Raw genomic sequence first — 19,739 nt, 5'->3', positions numbered from 1 at the left:
ATGGCTAAGAACATTGTTCCAGGCGATGCCACGCTGGAAATCACCCAGATTAAGTCCATCATTGGTGGTAGCCAGGTTCAGCGCGACATCGTTCGCTCGCTGGGTCTGAAGCGCATCGGACACACCGTTGTCCGCTCCGCTGACCCTGTGACCGTAGGTATGGTCAACAAGGTTCCACACCTGTTGAAGGTTGAGGAGGCGAAGTAAAGATGGCTGAAGAAAAAGCACTTAAGGTTCACCACCTGCGTCCAGCTCAGGGTGCCAAGACCGCCAAGACCCGCGTGGGTCGTGGCGAGGCATCCAAGGGTAAGACTGCAGGCCGTGGTACCAAGGGTACGAAGGCTCGTTACCAGATCAAGGCAGGTTTCGCAGGTGGACAGCTTCCACTGCACATGCGTCTGCCAAAGCTGCGTGGCTTCAAGAACCCATTCCGCGTCGAGTACCAGGTTGTAAACCTGGACAAGATCTCGGAATTGTTCCCAGAAGGTGGCGAAGTTACCGTCGAGGCACTCGTTGCCAAGGGCGCTGTTCGTAAGAACCAGCCTGTCAAGGTGCTGGGCACCGGCGACCTGACGGTCAAGGTTGACGTGAAGGTTAACGCTTTCTCGGCTTCCGCAACCGAAAAGATCGCTGCTGCTGGCGGCCAGGCAGAAACCCTCTAATTCAGGGTTTGCGCTAAAGCTAAATCCCCGGTGAGCTTGTTCAGACAAGCTCACCGGGGATTTTCTTATCTCGCGTTACTCTTAGTATTACGCTGTAAAATCCCAAGTAAACCACCGTATTTCCGCAACCACTGCGAAAAAATGGGGTTATAGCTGTGTGGCGTATTTGGCGAGATAGTACATAAGACGGCTAGAATCATTAGGTCATAGCAAGAGTCTTTACCTAGACTCAAGCACATACTTCAGGAGGACGCTTGTTCAGCGCCATAGCCCGAGTTTTTCGGACGCCTGACCTGCGCAACAAACTGCTTTTCACCCTCGGGATCATTGCGATCTATCGAGTCGGCGTTTTTATTCCGGCCCCGGGCGTGGATTACAGCAACGTTCAGCAGTGTCTAGCATTGGGTTCAACCACCGGTGGTCTATATCAGTTCGTAAACCTCTTCAGCGGCGGCGCCCTGTTGCAAGTTTCGATCTTTGCCATGGGTATCATGCCGTACATTACGGCGGCCATTATTGTGCAGCTACTGCGTGTGGTGATCCCGCACTTCGAAGCACTGCACAAGGAAGGCCAAGCCGGCCAAGGCAAGCTGACCCAGTACACCCGCTACCTGACCATCGCGTTGGCGCTCTTGCAGGGCACCACGCTGATCACTCTGGCGCGTACCGGCGGACTGTTCCCGAGCTGCACCCTGCCGCTGATTCCCGATGACTCGATTATCGTGATTCTGCTGATGATCTTCGCACTGACCGCAGGCACCGGCCTGATCATGTGGATGGGCGAATTGATCACCGAACGCGGTATCGGCAACGGCATGTCCATCCTGATCTTCATCTCGATCGCTTCGGGCTTCCCGGCCGCCATGGGCGCCATCGCGCAGTCCCAGGGTTGGGGCACCTTCATCGGTGTCATCGCCGTCGGCTTCCTGGTGATCGCGCTGGTCGTGTTCGTGGAGCAGTCCCAGCGACGAGTTCCGGTGCAGTACGCCAAGCGCACCATAGGGCGGCGCACCGTGGGTGGCACCTCCACCTACATTCCGCTGAAGGTCAACATGGCGAACGTGATCCCGGTGATCTTCGCCAGCTCGATCCTCGCCCTGCCGCAGATGATCGTCTCGTTCAACCAGAACGATGACGGCACCCTGCCGGGTTGGGCCATGTGGCTGCAGGAGCACTCGGCGTCCTCTTCGCCGTGGTACATGCTCGTCTACACCCTGCTGATCATCGGCTTCACCTACTTCTATGTCGCGATTACCTTCAACCCGATTGAAGTCTCAGACAATATGAAGAAGTACGGCGGCTTCATTCCGGGCATTCGCGCCGGCAAGCCAACGGCCGAGTATCTGCAGTTCGTGATTTCCCGAATCACCTTCGCGGGCGCCCTGTATCTGGCGTTCGTCGCGTTGATCCCGCTGATCGCCTTCGTGCTGTTCAACGCAGACCAAAACTTCCCATTTGGCGGCACCTCGATCCTCATCATGGTTGGTGTGGGTCTGGAAACCGTCAAGCAAATCAATGCTCAAATGCAGCAACGAAACTATGAAGGGCTACTGCGATGAGTCGACTGTTAATTATTGGTCCACCGGGTGCCGGCAAAGGCACCCAAGCAGTGAAGATTTCCGAGCGTCTGGAGATCGTCGCGATCTCCACCGGTGATATCTTCCGCGCCAACGTCAAGGGCGGCACCCCACTGGGTGTCGAGGCGAAGAAGTACATCGACGCCGGCAACTTCGTGCCGGACTCGGTCACCAACAACATGGTTGAAGATCGACTGGGCCAGGAAGATGTCGCCAACGGCTTCCTGCTCGATGGCTACCCACGCACCAGCGCGCAGGTTGATGCCCTGGATGCCATGCTTGCCGCTCAGGGCGTCGAGTTGGATGCGGTGCTGCAGCTGACCGCCGATGACGAAGAGCTGGTAGCGCGCCTGCTCAAGCGTGCTGAGATCGAAGGCCGTGCCGATGACACCGAAGAGGTCATCCGCCACCGCCTGGGCCTGTACAACGAAGAGACCCGCATCGTGGTGGATCGCTACGAAGAGCGCGGCATCGTGCGCAAGGTCGATGGCATTGGCGCCATCGACGAGGTCACCGAGCGTGTGCTCTCGGCGTTGAACGTTACCGCCTAAGCATTTCCACTTACACGTAGGGACCGTGCCGCGAACAGCCTCTGAGGGCCGTGGCACGGTCCCTGCGTGGTTTAGCTACACATATCCAAACGCTTACTTGGGTTCTGAGACCCAAAAGAATTAAGGGGCATGACATTGGCTCTAGGTCAGCCACGAATTGAGTACAAAACCAATTCGCAGATTTTGAAGATGCGCGAGGCCGGACTGGTGCTCGCCGAAGCACTCGACGAGGCCAGCGCCACCGCCCGTCCGGGGGTCACCACCAAGCAGGTCGACGCGGCCTTCGCGAAGGTGCTCGAACGCCACGGCGCCACCAGCAACTTCCTCGGCTACCACGGTTTCCCGGCGAACATCTGCGCGTCGGTGAACCACGAGGTCGTCCACGGCTTCCCCAGCGAGTACGAGCTGAAGGACGGGGATGTGCTGAAGGTCGATGGCGGCGCGATCATCGATGGCTGGCATTCGGACTCCGCACGCACCCTGCTCATCGGCAAGGTGGACCCGGCGGACCAGCGGTTGAGCGAGATCACCGAGCAGGCCATGTGGGCCGGCATCGCCGCCTTCTCCAAGGCGCGGTACATCGGGCAGATCGGCGAAGCCATCGACGACTTCGTCAGCTCCCAGCCAGGGGCCCCGCTGGGCATCTTGGAGGAGTACTGCGGCCACGGCATCGGCTCGGCCATGCACATGGCCCCGGATGTGCTGAACTACAACACCGGCCACCGCGGATCGCGGATCAAGCCCGGCATGGCGCTGGCCATCGAACCAATGCTGGTGCGCGGCAAGATCGCGACCTCGGTGCTGGAAGATGACTGGACGGTGGTCACCGACGACAAGGCGAACGCCTCGCAGTGGGAGCACACCGTAGCCATCCACATGGGCGGGATCTGGGTACTCACCGCACACGATGGCGGCGAAGCGGGATTGGCGCCATTCGGCGTGACTCCCTCGCCGATCAAGCCTTAAGTTCTGGCTCCGGCAGGCCCAGCGTGCCGGAGCTAACAGTTTAAGTGCGTCCTTGGATTTGTCCTAGAGTCTGCCAATGGCGTATTCTTAATTTTTGGTTGTCTATTTGACTGAGCCTAAAACTCTTAGGGTTCGGTGAAGTCGTAAACAGCCAGAACCAATTACTTGTTGATGGAAAATCGTCAACAACAAAAGTTAGCGGGGAAAATGGGCAAGAAGGAAGGCGTCATCCAGGTAGAGGGCTCCGTATCCGAAGCGCTGCCGAACGCGATGTTTCGCGTAGAGCTGCCAAACGGTCACGTGGTGCTCGCCACTATCTCGGGTAAGATGCGTCAGCACTACATTCGTATTCTCCCAGAGGATCGAGTGCAGGTTGAAATGAGCCCATACGACCTCAACCGAGGCCGTATCGTTTACCGCTACAAGTAAATCTGCAGTCCATAGACATTAGCCTGACGGACGTTGAACGAGAGATCGTTTAAACGCCCGTCTGAGGAATGTCCTTGGGACAAGCTGCTTATTCACTGCTCCACTCAATAACTGCAACCGCAAAAGGACAAAGCCTTGAAGGTTAACCCTAGCGTGAAGCCGATCTGCGATAAATGCAAGGTGATCCGTCGTAATGGCGTGGTCATGGTGATCTGCGAGAATCCACGCCACAAGCAGCGTCAGGGCTAATTCCGTTCTTCGGAATTTCCCACGCGTAGTCATATAGGCAGTACCGCATCGAAGTTTCGATGCACACCCCCGGGTTCGGAGGCCGGGGCCAGGAGATATCCTGGGTGGTACTGCTCCAGACCTCCGTTGGTTGAAAGGTAGCCACTTGGCTCGTTTAGCAGGCGTGGACATTCCACGCGAAAAGCGCGTAATTATCGCGCTGACTTACATCTACGGCGTGGGCAAGACCCGTGCAGAAGAGATCATCGCAGCGACCGGGACCAACCCGGACACGCGCGTTAAGGATCTCAGCGACGCTGACCTCGTTCAGCTGCGTGACTTCGTCGAAGGCACTTACAAGGTAGAAGGTGACCTGCGCCGCGAGGTTCAGGCTGACATCCGCCGCAAGGTCGAGATCGGATCCTACGAAGGTATTCGTCACCGTAAGGGCCTGCCGGTCCACGGTCAGCGCACCAAGACCAACGCTCGTACCCGCAAGGGCCCGAAGCGTACCGTCGCAGGTAAGAAGAAGACTCGCTAAATCTTAGCGGTCTAGTTCAAATACTTTTTTCGTAGGAGAAGAAATGCCCCCAAAGACTCGTGGAGCGGTACGTAAGCCGCGTCGCAAGGACAAAAAGAATATCGCGCAGGGACAGGCGCATATCAAGAGCACCTTCAACAACACCATCGTATCGATTACCGATCCGTCCGGTGCTGTTATCTCGTGGGCTTCGGCCGGCGAGGTAGGCATGAAGGGCTCGCGTAAGTCGACCCCATACGCTGCTCAGATGGCCGCTGAATCTGCCGCTAAGCGCGCCCAGGAGCACGGCATGCGCAAGGTTGACGTTTTCGTCAAGGGCCCGGGCTCGGGACGCGAAACCGCGATCCGTTCGCTGCAGGCTGCTGGCCTTGAGGTTGGATCCATCCAGGATGTTTCCCCAAGTGCCCACAACGGTTGCCGCCCATCAAAGCGTCGCCGCGTCTAATTGATTCGCTAGGCTGAGCCTAAAGAAGTCACCGAGCCATTCTTGACGAATGGGTCGGTGACGTTCTTGGACTCTCATGCCTGCAACAGACGAACGGCCAACAGGCTACCGTCGTTTCCACCCCCGTGAGGCGTCATATAGCGGACGCTCGCTGAAAGGAAATGTAAGTGCTCATTACGCAGCGCCCAACCCTGACCGAAGAAGTAGTTTCCGAGAATCGCTCCCGGTTCATCATTGAACCGTTGGAGCCAGGCTTTGGTTACACCCTAGGCAACTCACTCCGCCGTACCCTGTTGTCCTCGATCCCTGGTGCAGCTGTCACCAGTGTTCGACTCGACGGTGTATTGCACGAGTTCTCTACCGTAGCCGGTGTCAAGGAAGACGTCACCGAACTGGTTCTTAACATCAAGAACCTGTCGGTCTCTTCCGAGCACGACGAGCCGGTCGTCGCCTACCTGCGCAAGCAGGGCCCAGGCGTCGTCACCGCAGCGGATATCACCCCACCAGCGGGTGTAGAGTTCCACAACCCTGAGCTGCACATCGCTACCTTGAACGCCAATGGCAAGTTCGATTTGGAACTGACCATCGAGCGTGGCCGTGGCTATGTGTCAGCTGCTCAGAACAAGAGTGCCGACACCGAGATCGGTCGAATCCCAGTTGATTCGATCTACTCGCCGGTGCTGAAGGTGACCTTCCGCGTGGAAGCTACCCGTGTTGAGCAGCGCACCGACTTCGATCGCTTGATCGTTGACGTTGAAGCAAAGCCGTCGATCACCCCGCGCGATGCTGTTGCATCCGCAGGTACCACGCTGGTTGAGCTGTTCGGTTTGTTCCGCGAACTGAACACCGCAGCCGAAGGTATCGAAATCGGCCCATCGCCAACGGATGCAGCTTTGGCTGCAGACATGGCGCTGCCGATCGAGGATCTGGAACTGACCGTTCGCTCGTACAACTGCTTGAAGCGTGAGGGCATCCACTCCGTGGGTGAACTCGTAACTCGCTCCGAGGCCGACCTGATGGACATCCGTAACTTCGGTGCGAAGTCCATTGACGAAGTCAAGGCCAAGCTTGTTGAACTGGGTCTAGCACTGAAGGATTCCCCTCCAGGGTTCGACCTTGCCGCTCGTAGTGCCATCGAAGATGGCGACGACGTCTACGACGAAGGCCTGTAAAGACCTTAGTCTCGCGACACACTACTTCACCCGACCTGCCGGTCACATACCGGCGGACTCGGTCATTCATCTAGGAGAACTACCATGCCTACCCCTACTAAGGGTCCGCGTCTCGGCGGCAGTGCAGCACATGAGCGATTGATCTTCGCTAACATGTCCGCACAGCTCTTCGAGAACAAGAAGATCACCACCACCCTGACACGCGCCAAGCGTCTGCGTCCACACGCAGAGCGCCTGATCACCTTCGCAAAGCGTGGAGATCTGGCCTCGCGTCGTCGCGTCCAGTCGGTTATCGCTTCGCGCTCGCGCACCAACAAGTCGATCGTTCACGAGCTGTTCGCGAACATCGCACCTGCTATGGCCGATCGCCAGGGTGGCTACACCCGCATCACCCGGATTGGTAACCGCAAGGGCGACAACGCTCCTATGGCTGTTATCGAACTGGTTATGGAACCGGTTTCGCCAAAGCAGGCAGTCGTCAAGGAAGCCACCCAGGCTACCGAGAAGGCAACCGAAGCTACCACCGAAGAAGCCTAAGCCTGAGCTTGTGAATCTTCACCGGTAAAACGGTCAAGTTATCCCCGGACAATCCGCAAGGAATGTCCGGGGATAACTATTTAACGCAACGAAGCCCGGCAAATCATTCGGTCCGGACGTGGTGCCTGTCCGCGGCGTTCATTCAGACGATAGGCCACCCCAGTTGTGCCGAGGCTTTGCGCGCCATGGTCAACACATCAATGTGGGTCAGGTTCCGGGAAAAAGCGGGTGCCATCGGGAAAGCGGTACGCGCGCGCGAAAAGAGAACCACCATGGGCGTACCAACCATCGTTGAATTCACGTAGATGCCGTCAATGTCAGCGCCAAGCTGCAGGTTGATCTCCTTAGCCCATGCTCGGCAAACATTCTTGGGCTGTCCATTCAAGGAAGCCGAGGCCCGATGTCTCAGCAGCCATGTAGATGTAGTCAAATCAAGGAGCTGAAGTGGGCGTATCGGCGACCACGCGGAGAGTGTTCGGCTCTTGTCGAAGGAAATCGCGCGAACTGTCTGAAAGACCTCGGCAAAGGCGGTGACGTAACTAGGAGTTGTGTAGGAGACTCCAAGCCCGGGATGAACATTTACCGGGAGAGGATGAGGCTCCCATCTGAAAGCCTTGATTGGACCGTACTCGCGCAGGTTGTTCCATGGCGCGCCAAAGGCTCCGGAACTTGTGTGTATTCTCCACAGAGGTCCTTGCCAAATCCTCAAATCATGGGGGAGCAGGGTGAGCGGCACAGGTGGCTTGCGAGGATTCTTCGGTGCCTTGGCAGTCACTCGAATTCCAAATGAGAAACCAATTCCAGTACGGCTTCAAGTGCACCACCGGTAATAAGCCAATCCGCAGGGGAGCGCCCTCCGAGATAGTCCTCATTGGATTGGGTCATTACGGTTTCGATCGCCAGCGGGTGATAGAAACGCGGGAAAGCGGGAATCAGTTCCCGCAGTCCGGGGACCACGCCCTCGCTGGTGAACTGCCATTTCGGGAACAGGGATTGTTTCCCCTCACTTCGAGCTAGCGCGAAATAGTCACCCTTAGCTTTCGCGCGGCGCACATTCGCCTCGTCCCGACCAACGATCTGCGCAACTTCAGCGGTGGTGTAGGCGGATTTCTCCACCAGATCCAGTGATTTTGCTTGGGCGTCGAGGACGATCAAATCGGACTTCAGCCGTCCTTCAGGGCTTAAATCGGCCTCTGACAGGTCTGTGTTCTCCAACAGGAAATTACGTTCGCCCTCGGTCAATGGTTCGCTGATGCTATCTGACACATCCGAAACTACGCGCAAGAAATCACGGGGTGCCATGCTGCCACCGTGTTTGTCCAAGAAGATCTGTACCGTCGACTCCAGATCCTTCCGGATGTAGTTCATCGCGCCGCTCATAGTCATGATGATACGCCGTGTCCAACAGTGGATAAATAGGTAAACCCTGCCATGTGGACGACGGAACGCGAGCATCGTGGACTGATGACGGCTGCCGCGATTAAGCCGTGAATTACGACCACAAGCGTGCGGCAGCAATGTTCCGCAGTGAACGGAATCGATATGCGGGGGCGTCTTGGCATGCCCTGCCTGCCGAACAGGTTCATTCGCTCCCTGCGGCACTTGGCCGGAGGACTGCAGAGCGCGCGAATCGCAGTGCTGCCGGCAGGTCAAGATGCGGCAGAAAGCGCATGTCCAGCCGCGGTTGGGGCTTCGGTTCGCGATTCACTCTTGTTCCAAGGGATAATTGAAAGCATGAATTCGCAGTCAGAGATCATTGATCCATTCGGTACCACCGCTCTGGGTACTAGTTCGTCCCCGGCGCTGATCCGCATGCGCATGGTGCTTGGATACGACGGCGCAGCCTACAACGGCTGGGCGCGGCAGCCCAATGTCGTCGGTGTGCAGCAGCTGGTCGAAGAGGCACTGGAAACCCTGATCCGCCGCCTGGTCCGGGTGGTCGTCGCCGGACGCACCGACGCCGGGGTGCACGCGCGCCGGCAGGTAGTCCACTTCGATCTGACCGAGGAAGAATACCTGGCGCTGCCGCGCAATTCGGATCTGTTACCGGGCCCGGCGCTTCTGCGCCGCATCAATGGCCTCTTGGGCCGCCAGGATAAGGCCGTGTGGGTCCATGAAGTGGCCAAGGCCGCCGAGGGTTTCGACGCACGCTTCTCCGCCTTGGCCCGTCGCTACTCCTACCGCATTGCCGACGGCATCCACCGCTGGGATCCACTGAGCCGGCAGCTGACCATGTGGTACCGCGAAGACATCAACATCGACCTGTTGAACGCCGAGGCCCGGTCGGTCCTCGGACGCCACGACTTCCTCTCCTACTGCAAGCCGCGCCCGCGGGCCACCACCATCCGCACGCTGCAGGAGTTCGAATTCAGCCGTGCCGAGGATGGGAACATCATGGTGCATTTGAAGGCCGACGCGTTTTGCCACAATATGGTGCGTTCGCTGATCGGGGCGGCGCTGCGTGTGGCCAGCGGCAGGGAAGAGCCCGGTTTCCTGGCCGAACGCCTGGCGCTGATGGTGCGCGATTCGAAGTCGATTCTGGCTCATCCGCACGCGTTGGTGCTCGAAGAGGTCTACTATCCTGATGACCACGAGCTCGCCGAGCGAGCGGCACTCACCAGGGCAAGACGCGACGTTTCGCAGAAGGATTCATTAAAAGATTCATTAAAAGACCTCGATTAATGACCCTTCGGGTGTCATTGCTCACCTAGAGGCACCTTTGTTTTGGTCGTCTGAGTGTTAATCGGCTAAACTTTTATGAGTTGTGTATGTCCACGTTCGACACTACACGCCCAAGCGTGACGGCTTAGTTGCATAGTCGCTGGTCTGCTGGGTGTGCGAACAATATATGGACGGCCGGTCATCATCAGTCCTCACCTGACGTACTGGTCTAAGCACAAGAACAACACGACAGTGCTCGTCACTGGAGGATCTCACGCCTCGACACCTGCGACTGTTTGACCAGAAACGAATCAACGTAAGGCAATTACTGTGCGTACGTACACCCCTAAGCCGGCTGACCAGACTCGTCAGTGGTTTGTCATTGACGCCACCGACGTAGTACTCGGCCGTCTCGCCGTCCAGGCCGCAACCCTGCTGCGCGGCAAGCATAAGCCAACCTTCGCAGCTCACATGGACATGGGCGACCATGTCATCATCATCAACGCCGAGAAGGTCGCCCTGACCGGTAAGAAGCTGAAGGACAAGCGCGCCTACCGTCACTCGGGCTTCCCGGGCGGTCTGAAGAGCGTTAACTACGCCGAGCTCCTTGAGAAGAACCCAGTTCTGGCCGTCGAGAAGGCCATCAAGGGCATGCTGCCAAAGAACAAGCTTTCCGACGCTCAGCTGTCCAAGCTGAAGGTATACCGCGACGCCGAGCACCCACACGCTGCTCAGGCTCCAAAGGTACTGGAAATCAGCCAGGTCGCTCAGTAGTACTGGCCCCGAGAACAAAGACTTAATAGGAGATTATCGTGGCTGAGAACGCTGAAGAGACCACCGAATTCGAAGGCGAAACCCCTTCGACTTACACCACCGAGACCGCTGCATCGACCGTCGTAGCCGACACCGAGCGCGCTCCACTAACCGTTCCAGGTGGCGCAGTAGGCCGCCGCAAGCAGGCTATTGCCCGCGTTCGCCTGATCCCAGGCTCGGGCAACTGGGTCGTCAACGGCCGCACCCTGGAAAACTTCTTCCCTAACAAGCTGCACCAGCAGGATGTTAACGAGCCATTCAAGGTTCTGGGTCTAGAAGGCGCATACGATGTTATCGCCCGTATCCACGGTGGCGGCATCTCCGGCCAGGCCGGCGCATTGCGTCTTGGCATTGCCCGCTCGCTGAACGAGATCGATCGCGATGCAAACCGCGCGGCGCTGAAGAAGGCCGGCTACTTGACTCGTGACGCACGCGTCATCGAGCGCAAGAAGGCTGGTCTCAAGAAGGCCCGCAAGGCTTCGCAGTTCTCGAAGCGCTAAACCTTACCCACAGGTTTCCCAAAGGCCCGCATCTTCGGATGCGGGCCTTTGGCCTTTAAACGCCCGTTTGTGACCTCTTGGCCATTAAAGTTTTCTCACATAGCGTTCCAAAGCTCACATGTGCACGGGTAAATCGATGCGCAGGGCTTATGATTGACGATGATGGCAAGGTTATTTGGGACCGATGGGGTCCGAGGAAAAGCAAACGAGTTGTTAACCCCCGAGCTGGCGCTGGATCTAGCGCAAGCAGCTTCGGTGGTTCTTGGTTTAAGTCAGTCGGAAGACGGACGCAAGCCGGTTGCCGTGGTGGCGAAGGATCCGCGTATCAGCGGCGACTTCCTCTCCGCCGCGATCGAGGCTGGTCTGGCCGCTTCCGGTGTTGACGTTAAGGATGCGGGCACGTTGCCGACTCCGGCCGCCGCATTCCTGGTCGGTGATCTCAACGCCGACTTCGGCGTGATGATCTCCGCCTCGCATAATGCCGCGCCGGATAACGGCATCAAGTTCCTGGCCCGGGGAGGCAAGAAGCTGGACGACGCGTTGGAAGACGCGATCGAAGCCTGCCTGGACATGCCGAACCCGCGCCCCACCGGTGGCGCCGTAGGAAGGATCTCGCGTTTCTCCGACGCCGAGGACCGCTACATCATGCACCTGCTGGCGGCTATGCCAAACCGCCTCGAAGGCGTCAAGGTGGTCTTGGACTGCGCCCACGGCGCGGCTTCGGGCTGCTCGCCAGAGGTATTCAAGAATGCCGGCGCAGAGGTCATTGTCATCGGCGCCGAGCCAGATGGCATCAACATCAATGACGGCTACGGCTCCACCCACCTGGAAAAGCTCCAGGCCGCCGTGCTCGAGCACGGTGCGGACCTGGGCATCGCCCACGACGGCGACGCGGACCGCTGCCTCGCGGTGGACCACGAGGGCACCGTCGTTGACGGGGATCAGATCATGGCCGTGATGGCCATTGACCTCAAAGCCCGCGGCGAACTGGTGGATGACACCCTGGTGGCCACCGTGATGAGCAATCTCGGTTTGAAGATCGCCATGGAAGAAGCCGGCATCACGCTCAAGCAGACCGGCGTCGGAGACCGCTATGTGCTCGAAGGCATGCGCGAAGGCAACTACTCGCTGGGCGGCGAGCAGTCCGGCCACGTCATCTTCAGCAAGTACGCCACCACCGGTGACGGGGTGCTGACCGGCCTGCTGCTGGCAGCCCGCGTGAAGGCCACCGGCAAGACCCTCAAGGAGCTTGCCTCCGTGCTCACCGTGCTGCCGCAGGTGCTGATCAACGTGCGCGGCGTGGACAAGGCAGGGGTTGCCGAGTGCGAACCGCTGCTCAATGAGATCGCCGGGACCGAGGCCCGCCTGGGTTCCACCGGACGGGTGCTCTTGCGCCCCTCGGGCACCGAGCCAGTGGTTCGCGTGATGGTCGAGGCCGCCACCCAGGACCAGGCCCAGCTCGAAGCGGAGCTGCTGGCCGGCGCCGTGGCAACGCACCTGGCGCTTTAAGGCAACCACCCAGTAAACATCAAGAAAACTCACACCCCCGTACCGCGTTCCCGCAGGGATCATGGTGCGGGGGTGTGGCATGCTAACTAGTAGTTATTGGGTTAGATATCTGGGGAGTAGTACTTCGTGACTTTGCGTATCAGCGTCATCGGCACCGGCTATCTTGGTGCAACCCATGCAGCGTGCATGGCAGAACTGGGCTATGAGGTCATCGGCCTGGATGTTAATCCGGAGAAGCTCCAGGCACTGGCTGCCGGGATCCTACCCTTCCACGAGCCGGGCCTGCCCGAGCTGCTGCGCAAGCATGTTTCCAGCGGGCGCCTGCGGTTCACCGACTCCTACGCGCAGGTCGCCGAGCTGGCCGACATCCACTTCGTCACCGTCGGCACCCCGCAGCGCGCGGACTCCCAATCCGCGGATATGAGCTACGTCGATGCGGCCGTGGACTCCCTGGTGGAACACATCACCGGCGAGGCGCTGATCGTGGGCAAATCCACGGTGCCCGTGGGCACCGCACGCCGGCTGGCCGAACGCATCGAAGCCACCGCGAGCCCGGACAGCAAGATCACCCTGGCCTGGAACCCGGAGTTCCTGCGTGAGGGCTTCGCCGTGAAGGACACACTGACACCGGACCGCTTGGTCTACGGCCTGGCTGACGAGAGTGCGCTGGGCAAGCTGCGCGAGGTCTACGCGCCGATCCTCGCCGCCGGCACCCCCGAGGTCGTCACCGACCTGGAAACCTCGGAGCTGGTCAAGGTGGCCGCCAACGCGTTCCTGGCCACCAAGATCTCCTTCATCAACGCCTTCGCCGAGGTCACCGAGAACGTCGGCGGGGACATCAAGACGCTGGCCGACGCGATCGGCCACGATGCGCGCATTGGACGCAAATTCCTCAACGCCGGCGTCGGATTCGGCGGCGGCTGCCTGCCCAAGGACATCCGCGCCCTCCAGGCCCGGGTCAGCGAGCTGGGCCTGAGCCAGACCATGGGCTTCCTCGCCGAGGTGGACCAGATCAACCTGCGCCGCCGCGACCGCGTGGTTTCGCTGGCCTCCTCGATCCTGGGGGAGCAGCTGGCGGGCAAGCGGATCTGCGTGCTCGGGGTGACCTTCAAGCCCGACAGCGACGACGTGCGCGACTCGCCGGCGCTGGATATCGCGGTGCGGCTGTACAACTCCGGGGCCGAGGTTTCGGTCTATGACCCGGAGGGCAATAAGAACGCGGCCGGACGTTTCCCGCGGCTGAACTATGTGGATTCCTGGCGCGAGGCGGCGAAGGCCGCGGACCTGGTACTGCTGCTGACCGAATGGAACGAATTCCGGGCGCTGGACCCCCAAGAGCTCGGCGAGGTTGTCGGCACCCGGGCGCTGATCGATGGGCGCAATGTGCTGGACCGCCCGAAGTGGCGCGAGCAGGGCTGGGTTATCACCGGGCCCGGCGAGAAGTTCGAGCTCGACTAAAAGTAATCCCTGAAAAGAAAATGTGGTCTCTGCGTATCGCGCAGAGACCACATTTTTCTGATTTAAGAGGCTTTGCCTAGAAACCGAATTCCTTCATAACCGCCGGCAGGTTTTCGATCAAGCGCGAGGCGCTCACGGTACCCTCTGCGGCGCTCACCCGGCCCAGATGGCCATGGATGACAGCCGCGCAGGCGGTGAGCTCCATCAGGCGGCCATTGCTGACGGTTTCCAGGCCCTGGATGCCCGTCAGCGAGCTGTCGGAGAGCAGGTAGCCGAGAATGCCCGTGAGCACGTCTCCAGAGCCTGCGGTCGCCAGCTGGGCCGCCGCATGGCAGACCACGAGGTTGGCACCGTCCGGGGCGACCACATAGCTGGTCGGCCCCTTCAGCAGCACCACCGCGTTGTAGGCAAGGGCCACCCAACGGGTCCAGCGGATCGGGTCCTGGGCGACTTCCTCGGTGGTGACGCTCACCCCGGCGCGGCGCAGCAGCATGCGAAGCTCCTTGGCATGCGGGGTCAGCACACGTGGCTGCTCGCTGGGCCCGGCGGGAACCACATCCAGCCCGCTGGCGTCGATGACCGCCGGCTGGCGGCTTTCGAAGACGTTGGCGATAACCCCAGTGGGGGGAGTGCGGCTGTCGATTCCCGGGCCAATGGCCCAGGCCGAAATCTTCGCCCCGCGCCCGTGGAGGTGGCGCCGAGCCAAAGACAATGCCTCAGAGATCTGCTGGTCATCCAGCGGAACGGTTTCCGGCGCGGCGATGGACAGCAGTGGCTGCACCTCTCCGGGTACATGGGTGCGCAGCAGCCCCGCGCCGCAGGCAACCGCGGCCCGGGCGGTCAGCAGCGCGGCACCGGGGTAGAGCGCGGAGCCGGCAATGAGGCCGAGGACTCCACGTTCGTACTTGTGGCGTCCGGCGTCCCGCCAGCTGCGGTGCTCATCGAGCAGCGCACGGGCCGAGAGCTCATCGACCAAATCGGTTTCCGGGCTGAGCGCGGAAAAATCAAAGTCCAGGCTGGCGACCTGAATCTCACCGGTCACCAAGGGGGCATCGCGGGAGATCAGTCCGGTCTTCAGCGCCCCGAAGGTGATGGTGCGCTCGGCAAGCAGCACCCGGTCATCGGCAACGCCGGTTTCGCAGTCCAGCCCGGAGGGAACATCGCAGGCCAGCACGCGTGCGCCGGCGGGCAGCTGGGGCAGCTGTGCCCCGGGGCGGTAGCCAATTCCATAGATCGCATCGATGACCAAGGCCGCCGCAGCCAGCTCGGACTGGCCTGCTGCCACCGGCTTCACGGTGCCGGAAGCAGCGGTATAGGCCTTCAAGGCTTCGGTGTGGCAGGTGTCGGTGCATTGCAGGGCGAGGGTCTGGTAGCCGCGCTGTGCCAGTTCGGCCAAGGCGTAGAGCCCATCACCGCCGTTGTTGCCCGGGCCGATCAGAGCGACCACCAGGTTGTCGGTGGCCGTTGGCGCTTGGGCCAGCATGCTCTCGGCCGCGGCGGCGAGTTCACCGGCGGCGGCGCGCATCAGCGCTTCACTTCCACGTGTGGAGATCTCTTGGGCCTCGACCGCACGGACTTGCGCAACACTGTAGACAGGGATCATAAGACAAACTTTACTCACCCAAGCGGTGATACGCCCGTTTTAACTGCTAACGTGTCGTTTTATCGCTCGGCGACAACCATGGCCACGGCCATATCGCCGTCATGCGACATGGTCAGATGCCAGGAAGTAATGCCGCGCAGTTCACTGGCTGCGGCAACCGTGCCGCGAATGAGCACCTGCGGATCTCCGGCCTCGTCCTTGGCGATGGTGCAATCCTGCCAATTCATCCCTACCGGGGCGCCCAGAGCCTTGGCGATGGCCTCCTTGGCGGCGAATCGCACGGCCAGGGAGCGAAGCGGCAAATCGCGTTCCACGGCAGTGAAGAGTCGTTCACGCAGGCGTGGGGTGCGTTCGAGCTGTCGGCCAAAGCGTGGCACGTCGACAATGTCGACACCGATTCCTGCAATCATGATCTCCAGTCTATCCAGAGCCTAGGAAGACAAAAAATTGCGGGCACCCCCGAAGGGATGCCCGCAACTATGGAAAAGCGTAGATTACTCCACGGTTACCGACTTGGCCAGGTTGCGAGGCTGATCCACATCGAAGCCCTTGGCCGAGGCAAGTTCGCAAGCGAAGAGCTGCAACGGCACGGTGGCCAGCAGCGGCATCAGCAGCGTTGGAGTCTCCGGGACGTAGAAGACCCACTCGGAGTAGTCCTTCACATCGTGATCGCCGTCTTCGGCGATGACCAGGGTCTTGGCGCCACGGGCGCGGACCTCCTGGATGTTCGAGACAACCTTCGAGTGCAGCGAATCGCGGCCGCGCGGGGAAGGAACCACCACGAAGACCGGCTGGCCGTCGTCGATCAGGGCGATCGGTCCGTGCTTCAGCTCGCCGGCGGCGAAGCCCTCGGCGTGGATGTAGGCGATCTCCTTGAGCTTCAGCGCGCCTTCCATGGCCACCGGGTAACCGACGTGGCGGCCCAGGAACAGCACCGAGGAAGCGTCTTCCATCGAGCGGGCAAGTTCCTTGATCTCGTCGGCGCGATCCAGGATGTCCTGGATCTTCGCCGGGATCTTGCCCAGGTCGGCCAAGATGTCCTTGATCTGGCCCTGGAAGAGGTTGCCGCGCAGCTGAGCCAGGTACAGGCCCAGCAGGTAGGTGGCGGTGATCTGCGCCAGGAAGGCCTTGGTGGAAGCCACCGCGATCTCCGGACCGGCGTGGGTGTAGAGCACCGCGTCGGATTCGCGGGGGATGGTCGACCCGTTGGTGTTGCAGATCGACATGGTCTTTGCGCCCTGCTCCTTGGCGTAGCGCACGGCCATCAGGGTGTCCATGGTTTCCCCGGACTGCGAGATCGAAACGATCAAGGTCTTCTCGTCAACGATCGGCTCGCGGTAGCGGAACTCGTGGGAGAGCTCCACCTCGACCGGAATGCGGCACCACGATTCGATGGCGTACTTGGCTACGGAACCGGCGTAAGCGCTGGTGCCGCAGGCGAGCACAACGATCTTGGAGATCTTGGAAAGTTCTTCCGGATCGATGCGCAGCTCATCGAGGGTCAGGCGGCCATCGGCGTCCGAGCGGCCCAAGAGGGTGTCGGCCACGGCGGCTGGCTGGTCGAAGATTTCCTTCTCCATGAAGGAAGGGAAGCCGCCCTTTTCGGCGCTGGCTGCATCCCAGTCAACGTGGAATTCCTTGCCTTCGGCAGGGTTGCCGTCGAAGTCGGTGATGCTATGGGTATTCGGGGTGATGGTCACGATCTGGTCCTGGCCCAGTTCCACCGCACGACGGGTGAAGTCGATGAAGCCAGAGACATCGGAACCGAGGAAGTTTTCGCCATCGCCCAGGCCCAGCACGAGCGGGGAGTTGCGGCGGGCTGCCACGACGACGCCCGGGTGGTCTTGGTGAACTGCCAGCAGGGTGAAAGCACCTTCGAGGTGCTTCACGGCCAGCTGCATGGCCAGGGTGAGATCGCCATTGGCTTCGGTGCTGTAGAGCTTGCCCAGCAGGGCGGCTGCAACCTCGGTATCGGTGTCCGAGAGGAGCTCGACCCCTTCGGCTACCAGCTTTGCCTTGATGCCCGCGAAGTTCTCAATGATTCCGTTGTGGATCATTGCAAGCTTGCCGCCATCGGCCAGGTGAGGGTGGGCGTTGCCGTCGCTTGGCCCGCCGTGGGTGGCCCACCGAGTGTGGCCGATACCGGTGTGAGACCCAGGCAACGGTTCCTCGGCGATAACATTTTCCAGGTTGACAAGTTTGCCAGCCTTCTTGCGTGAGTGAATGGCACCATCGGCGACCACGGCAACACCGGCCGAGTCATAACCGCGGTACTCCAACCGACGTAAACCTTCAATTAGAACGTCAAGTGCACCGTGATCGGTGACTGAGCTCGACGCTCCCGCATATCCAACAATTCCGCACATAGGAAAAAGCGTACCGGTTGATTCCCCAATGATGGGAGATATCGTGGCGCATCACTCAAAAAGTCGCGTGTCATAGGTCACCGGAGAACGCGAATTATGGGTCATTTGCAAAGAAAGCGATGGCAAAGTTTGGGATGTTGGGGTAATCCTTGGCAGAATTTGTCTCCGTGGAACCACAAGGAACGTTAGAGACACCGATTACCCCTTTCGTCGAGCTAGAGCGCGAGACCTGGGCCCGCCTCTCTAACAAGATGGAACAACCCCTCAACGAAGAGGATATTGAACGGCTACGCGGTTTAGGCGACGCATTGGACCTCGATGAGATTCGCGACGTATACCTGCCATTGAGCCGTTTGCTGTACCTCTATGTCCAAGGCGCAGGGGCGACGCACCGGGCAACAACGACATTCCTCGGCGAGCAAACGAACCGAACACCCTTTGTCATCGGCGTCGCCGGTTCGGTGGCGGTGGGCAAGTCCACCACCGCCCGCGTGCTTCGCGACATGCTGCGCCGCTGGCCGGAAACCCCGGACGTGCAGCTGATTACCACCGACGGGTTCCTCTACCCCAACGCCGAGCTCGAACGCCGCGGCATCATGGACCGCAAGGGGTTCCCCGAATCCTATGACCGCCGCGCGCTGCTGCGCTTTGTCTCGGCGGTGAAGTCCGGCGTGCCGGAAGTCGGCGCCCCGGTGTACTCGCACCTGACCTACGACATCATTCCCGAAGAGCGCAATGTGATTCGCTCGCCGCAGGTGCTGATCGTCGAGGGGCTCAACGTCTTGCAGCCGGCGCGGACCCGTTCGGATGGAACCGTGGGCCTGGCGCTCAGCGACTTCTTCGACTTCTCCGTCTATGTCGACGCGCGGACCAAGGACATTGAAGAGTGGTACATCCGCCGTTTCATGAACCTGCGCTCGGGCGCTTTCGCCGACCCGGCGAGCTATTTCCACCGCTATGCGCAGTTGACTGACGACGAGGCGCGCGAGACGGCGCACGGCATCTGGAAGCGCATCAACGAACCGAATTTGAAGGAAAACGTGCTGCCCACCCGTGGCCGCGCGCAGTTGGTGCTGCGCAAGAGCGCGGATCATTCGGTGCACCGGATGCTGCTTCGCAAAATCTAGACATTCTTCCTAACGGGAACCGAATTTCTTACAAAATTTAAGTTTTCGCGCAAAATGTCCGCTGTCGCTGTGTTTTTGCTGTGTATGCTCAAATCATGCTTAAGGGATTCCGCGATTTTATAATGAAGGGCAACGTCGTCGATCTGGCGGTTGCCGTTGTGATCGGTGCCGCATTTGGTGCCGTAATTACCGCCTTGGTCGACAATGTGCTGATGCCATTGATCGCCGCTTTGGTCGGTTCGCCATCATTCGATGGCTTCCTGCTACTGACCATCAACGGAGTTGACATCAAGTTCGGTGTCTTCCTGACCGCGCTGGTCAACTTCCTGTTGATCGCAGCAGCTGTCTACTTCGCACTGGTGCTGCCAATGACGAAGGCCAACGAAGCAATGGCCCGCCGCCGCGGCATTGTCGATGAAGAAGATCCTATCGACCCGCAGCTGGCCTTGCTGGAGCAGATCCGCGACGAACTGAAAACTCTCCGCTAACAACCCACACAAACGCGCAAGGGCCGCTATTCTCAAACATGTTTTGAGCGCAGCGGCCCTTTACCTTTAACCTGCCAACGGGCGGTGGTCCGGAGGCTACGGGTAC

At 59.9% G+C, this 19,739-nt stretch carries 22 protein-coding genes and 1 pseudogene; 18 read left to right on the top strand and 5 right to left on the bottom strand.

Translation table 11 applies throughout. The features are described from left to right. The 11 genes and pseudogenes from rpmD to rplQ form a co-directional block, all read left to right on the top strand. The gene (rpmD, locus tag CQ017_RS07100) at positions 1-207 is read left to right on the top strand and encodes a 50S ribosomal protein L30 (RefSeq protein ID WP_096283647.1); all 207 of its coding nucleotides are present in this window, start codon (positions 1-3) and stop codon (positions 205-207) included. Between the two features lie 2 nt (positions 208-209). Then, positions 210-662 carry a 50S ribosomal protein L15 gene (rplO, locus tag CQ017_RS07095; protein WP_105553130.1) on the top strand — a complete coding sequence of 151 codons (453 nt, stop codon included), beginning with the start codon at positions 210-212 and terminating at the stop codon, positions 660-662. Between the two features lie 254 nt (positions 663-916). After that, a complete protein-coding gene (gene secY / locus CQ017_RS07090) occupies positions 917-2,221 on the top strand; it encodes a preprotein translocase subunit SecY (protein ID WP_105553129.1) in 1,305 nt (434 codons plus the stop codon). Then, positions 2,218-2,790 (top strand): adenylate kinase, encoded by a 573-nt coding sequence (locus CQ017_RS07085; RefSeq protein ID WP_096283641.1) that lies wholly within the window; start codon positions 2,218-2,220, stop codon positions 2,788-2,790. The genes secY and CQ017_RS07085 overlap by 4 nt, the downstream gene beginning before the upstream one ends. A gap of 135 nt (positions 2,791-2,925) precedes the next feature. Further along, the gene (gene map, locus CQ017_RS07080; protein WP_105553351.1) at positions 2,926-3,756 is read left to right on the top strand and encodes a type I methionyl aminopeptidase; all 831 of its coding nucleotides are present in this window, start codon (positions 2,926-2,928) and stop codon (positions 3,754-3,756) included. A gap of 207 nt (positions 3,757-3,963) precedes the next feature. Beyond that, a complete protein-coding gene (infA, locus tag CQ017_RS07075) occupies positions 3,964-4,185 on the top strand; it encodes a translation initiation factor IF-1 (RefSeq protein ID WP_096256877.1) in 222 nt (73 codons plus the stop codon). Positions 4,186-4,320: 135 nt separating this feature from the next. Beyond that, a complete protein-coding gene (rpmJ, locus tag CQ017_RS07070; protein WP_013349661.1) occupies positions 4,321-4,434 on the top strand; it encodes a 50S ribosomal protein L36 in 114 nt (37 codons plus the stop codon). Positions 4,435-4,579: 145 nt separating this feature from the next. After that, complete coding sequence (gene rpsM / locus CQ017_RS07065; RefSeq protein WP_096283639.1) at positions 4,580-4,954, top strand: 30S ribosomal protein S13; 375 nt, start codon at positions 4,580-4,582, stop codon at positions 4,952-4,954. 43 nt (positions 4,955-4,997) lie between these two features. After that, positions 4,998-5,399 carry a 30S ribosomal protein S11 gene (gene rpsK / locus CQ017_RS07060; RefSeq protein WP_096283637.1) on the top strand — a complete coding sequence of 134 codons (402 nt, stop codon included), beginning with the start codon at positions 4,998-5,000 and terminating at the stop codon, positions 5,397-5,399. 167 nt (positions 5,400-5,566) lie between these two features. Continuing rightward, positions 5,567-6,571 (top strand): DNA-directed RNA polymerase subunit alpha, encoded by a 1,005-nt coding sequence (locus CQ017_RS07055; RefSeq protein WP_096283635.1) that lies wholly within the window; start codon positions 5,567-5,569, stop codon positions 6,569-6,571. Between the two features lie 84 nt (positions 6,572-6,655). Then, a pseudogene (gene rplQ / locus CQ017_RS07050) lies at positions 6,656-7,102 on the top strand (50S ribosomal protein L17); the annotation flags it as partial. Between the two features lie 148 nt (positions 7,103-7,250). Here rplQ and CQ017_RS07045 read toward each other — a convergent pair. Continuing rightward, complete coding sequence (locus tag CQ017_RS07045; RefSeq protein ID WP_181150512.1) at positions 7,251-7,883, bottom strand: RES family NAD+ phosphorylase; 633 nt, start codon at positions 7,881-7,883, stop codon at positions 7,251-7,253. Next, complete coding sequence (locus CQ017_RS07040; protein ID WP_146112450.1) at positions 7,880-8,488, bottom strand: hypothetical protein; 609 nt, start codon at positions 8,486-8,488, stop codon at positions 7,880-7,882. The genes CQ017_RS07045 and CQ017_RS07040 overlap by 4 nt, the downstream gene beginning before the upstream one ends. A gap of 432 nt (positions 8,489-8,920) precedes the next feature. Here CQ017_RS07040 and truA point away from each other — a divergent pair, with 432 nt between their 5' ends. The 5 genes from truA to CQ017_RS07015 all read left to right on the top strand — a co-directional run bounded on the left by truA (position 8,921) and on the right by CQ017_RS07015 (position 14,049). Beyond that, positions 8,921-9,790: a tRNA pseudouridine(38-40) synthase TruA gene (truA, locus tag CQ017_RS07035; RefSeq protein WP_374954991.1), complete on the top strand. Its 870-nt coding sequence runs from the start codon at positions 8,921-8,923 to the stop codon at positions 9,788-9,790. Positions 9,791-10,099: 309 nt separating this feature from the next. Then, entirely contained in the window at positions 10,100-10,543 is a 444-nt protein-coding gene (gene rplM, locus CQ017_RS07030) for a 50S ribosomal protein L13 (protein WP_096283625.1), read from the top strand. Between the two features lie 38 nt (positions 10,544-10,581). Then, positions 10,582-11,082 (top strand): 30S ribosomal protein S9, encoded by a 501-nt coding sequence (gene rpsI / locus CQ017_RS07025; protein ID WP_096283623.1) that lies wholly within the window; start codon positions 10,582-10,584, stop codon positions 11,080-11,082. A 162-nt stretch (positions 11,083-11,244) separates the two neighbouring features. Next, the gene (gene glmM, locus CQ017_RS07020; RefSeq protein WP_096283776.1) at positions 11,245-12,591 is read left to right on the top strand and encodes a phosphoglucosamine mutase; all 1,347 of its coding nucleotides are present in this window, start codon (positions 11,245-11,247) and stop codon (positions 12,589-12,591) included. A gap of 126 nt (positions 12,592-12,717) precedes the next feature. After that, on the top strand, positions 12,718-14,049 hold the full coding sequence (locus CQ017_RS07015; RefSeq protein WP_105553124.1) for a UDP-glucose/GDP-mannose dehydrogenase family protein: 1,332 nt from the start codon (positions 12,718-12,720) through the stop codon (positions 14,047-14,049). Positions 14,050-14,125: 76 nt separating this feature from the next. Here the strand turns inward: CQ017_RS07015 and CQ017_RS07010 are convergent, their stop codons facing one another. The 3 genes from CQ017_RS07010 to glmS all read right to left on the bottom strand — a co-directional run bounded on the left by CQ017_RS07010 (position 14,126) and on the right by glmS (position 18,018). Then, positions 14,126-15,652, bottom strand: coding sequence for an NAD(P)H-hydrate dehydratase (locus tag CQ017_RS07010; protein ID WP_105553123.1), 1,527 nt, complete (start codon positions 15,650-15,652; stop codon positions 14,126-14,128). Positions 15,653-15,711: 59 nt separating this feature from the next. Beyond that, positions 15,712-16,062, bottom strand: coding sequence for a holo-ACP synthase (locus tag CQ017_RS07005; RefSeq protein ID WP_096283617.1), 351 nt, complete (start codon positions 16,060-16,062; stop codon positions 15,712-15,714). An 84-nt stretch (positions 16,063-16,146) separates the two neighbouring features. Beyond that, positions 16,147-18,018 carry a glutamine--fructose-6-phosphate transaminase (isomerizing) gene (glmS, locus tag CQ017_RS07000; protein WP_096283615.1) on the bottom strand — a complete coding sequence of 624 codons (1,872 nt, stop codon included), beginning with the start codon at positions 18,016-18,018 and terminating at the stop codon, positions 16,147-16,149. 167 nt (positions 18,019-18,185) lie between these two features. Here glmS and coaA point away from each other — a divergent pair, with 167 nt between their 5' ends. Continuing rightward, positions 18,186-19,145: a type I pantothenate kinase gene (coaA, locus tag CQ017_RS06995; RefSeq protein WP_105553350.1), complete on the top strand. Its 960-nt coding sequence runs from the start codon at positions 18,186-18,188 to the stop codon at positions 19,143-19,145. Positions 19,146-19,240: 95 nt separating this feature from the next. Further along, positions 19,241-19,633, top strand: a complete 393-nt coding sequence (mscL, locus tag CQ017_RS06990; protein ID WP_105553122.1) for a large conductance mechanosensitive channel protein MscL — start codon at positions 19,241-19,243, stop codon at positions 19,631-19,633. Positions 19,634-19,739 lie beyond the last annotated feature (106 nt).

This window comes from Arthrobacter sp. MYb224 (assembly GCF_002975455.1).
Taxonomy (GTDB): domain Bacteria; phylum Actinomycetota; class Actinomycetes; order Actinomycetales; family Micrococcaceae; genus Glutamicibacter.
This window is presented reverse-complemented; position numbering and strand designations above follow the sequence as displayed.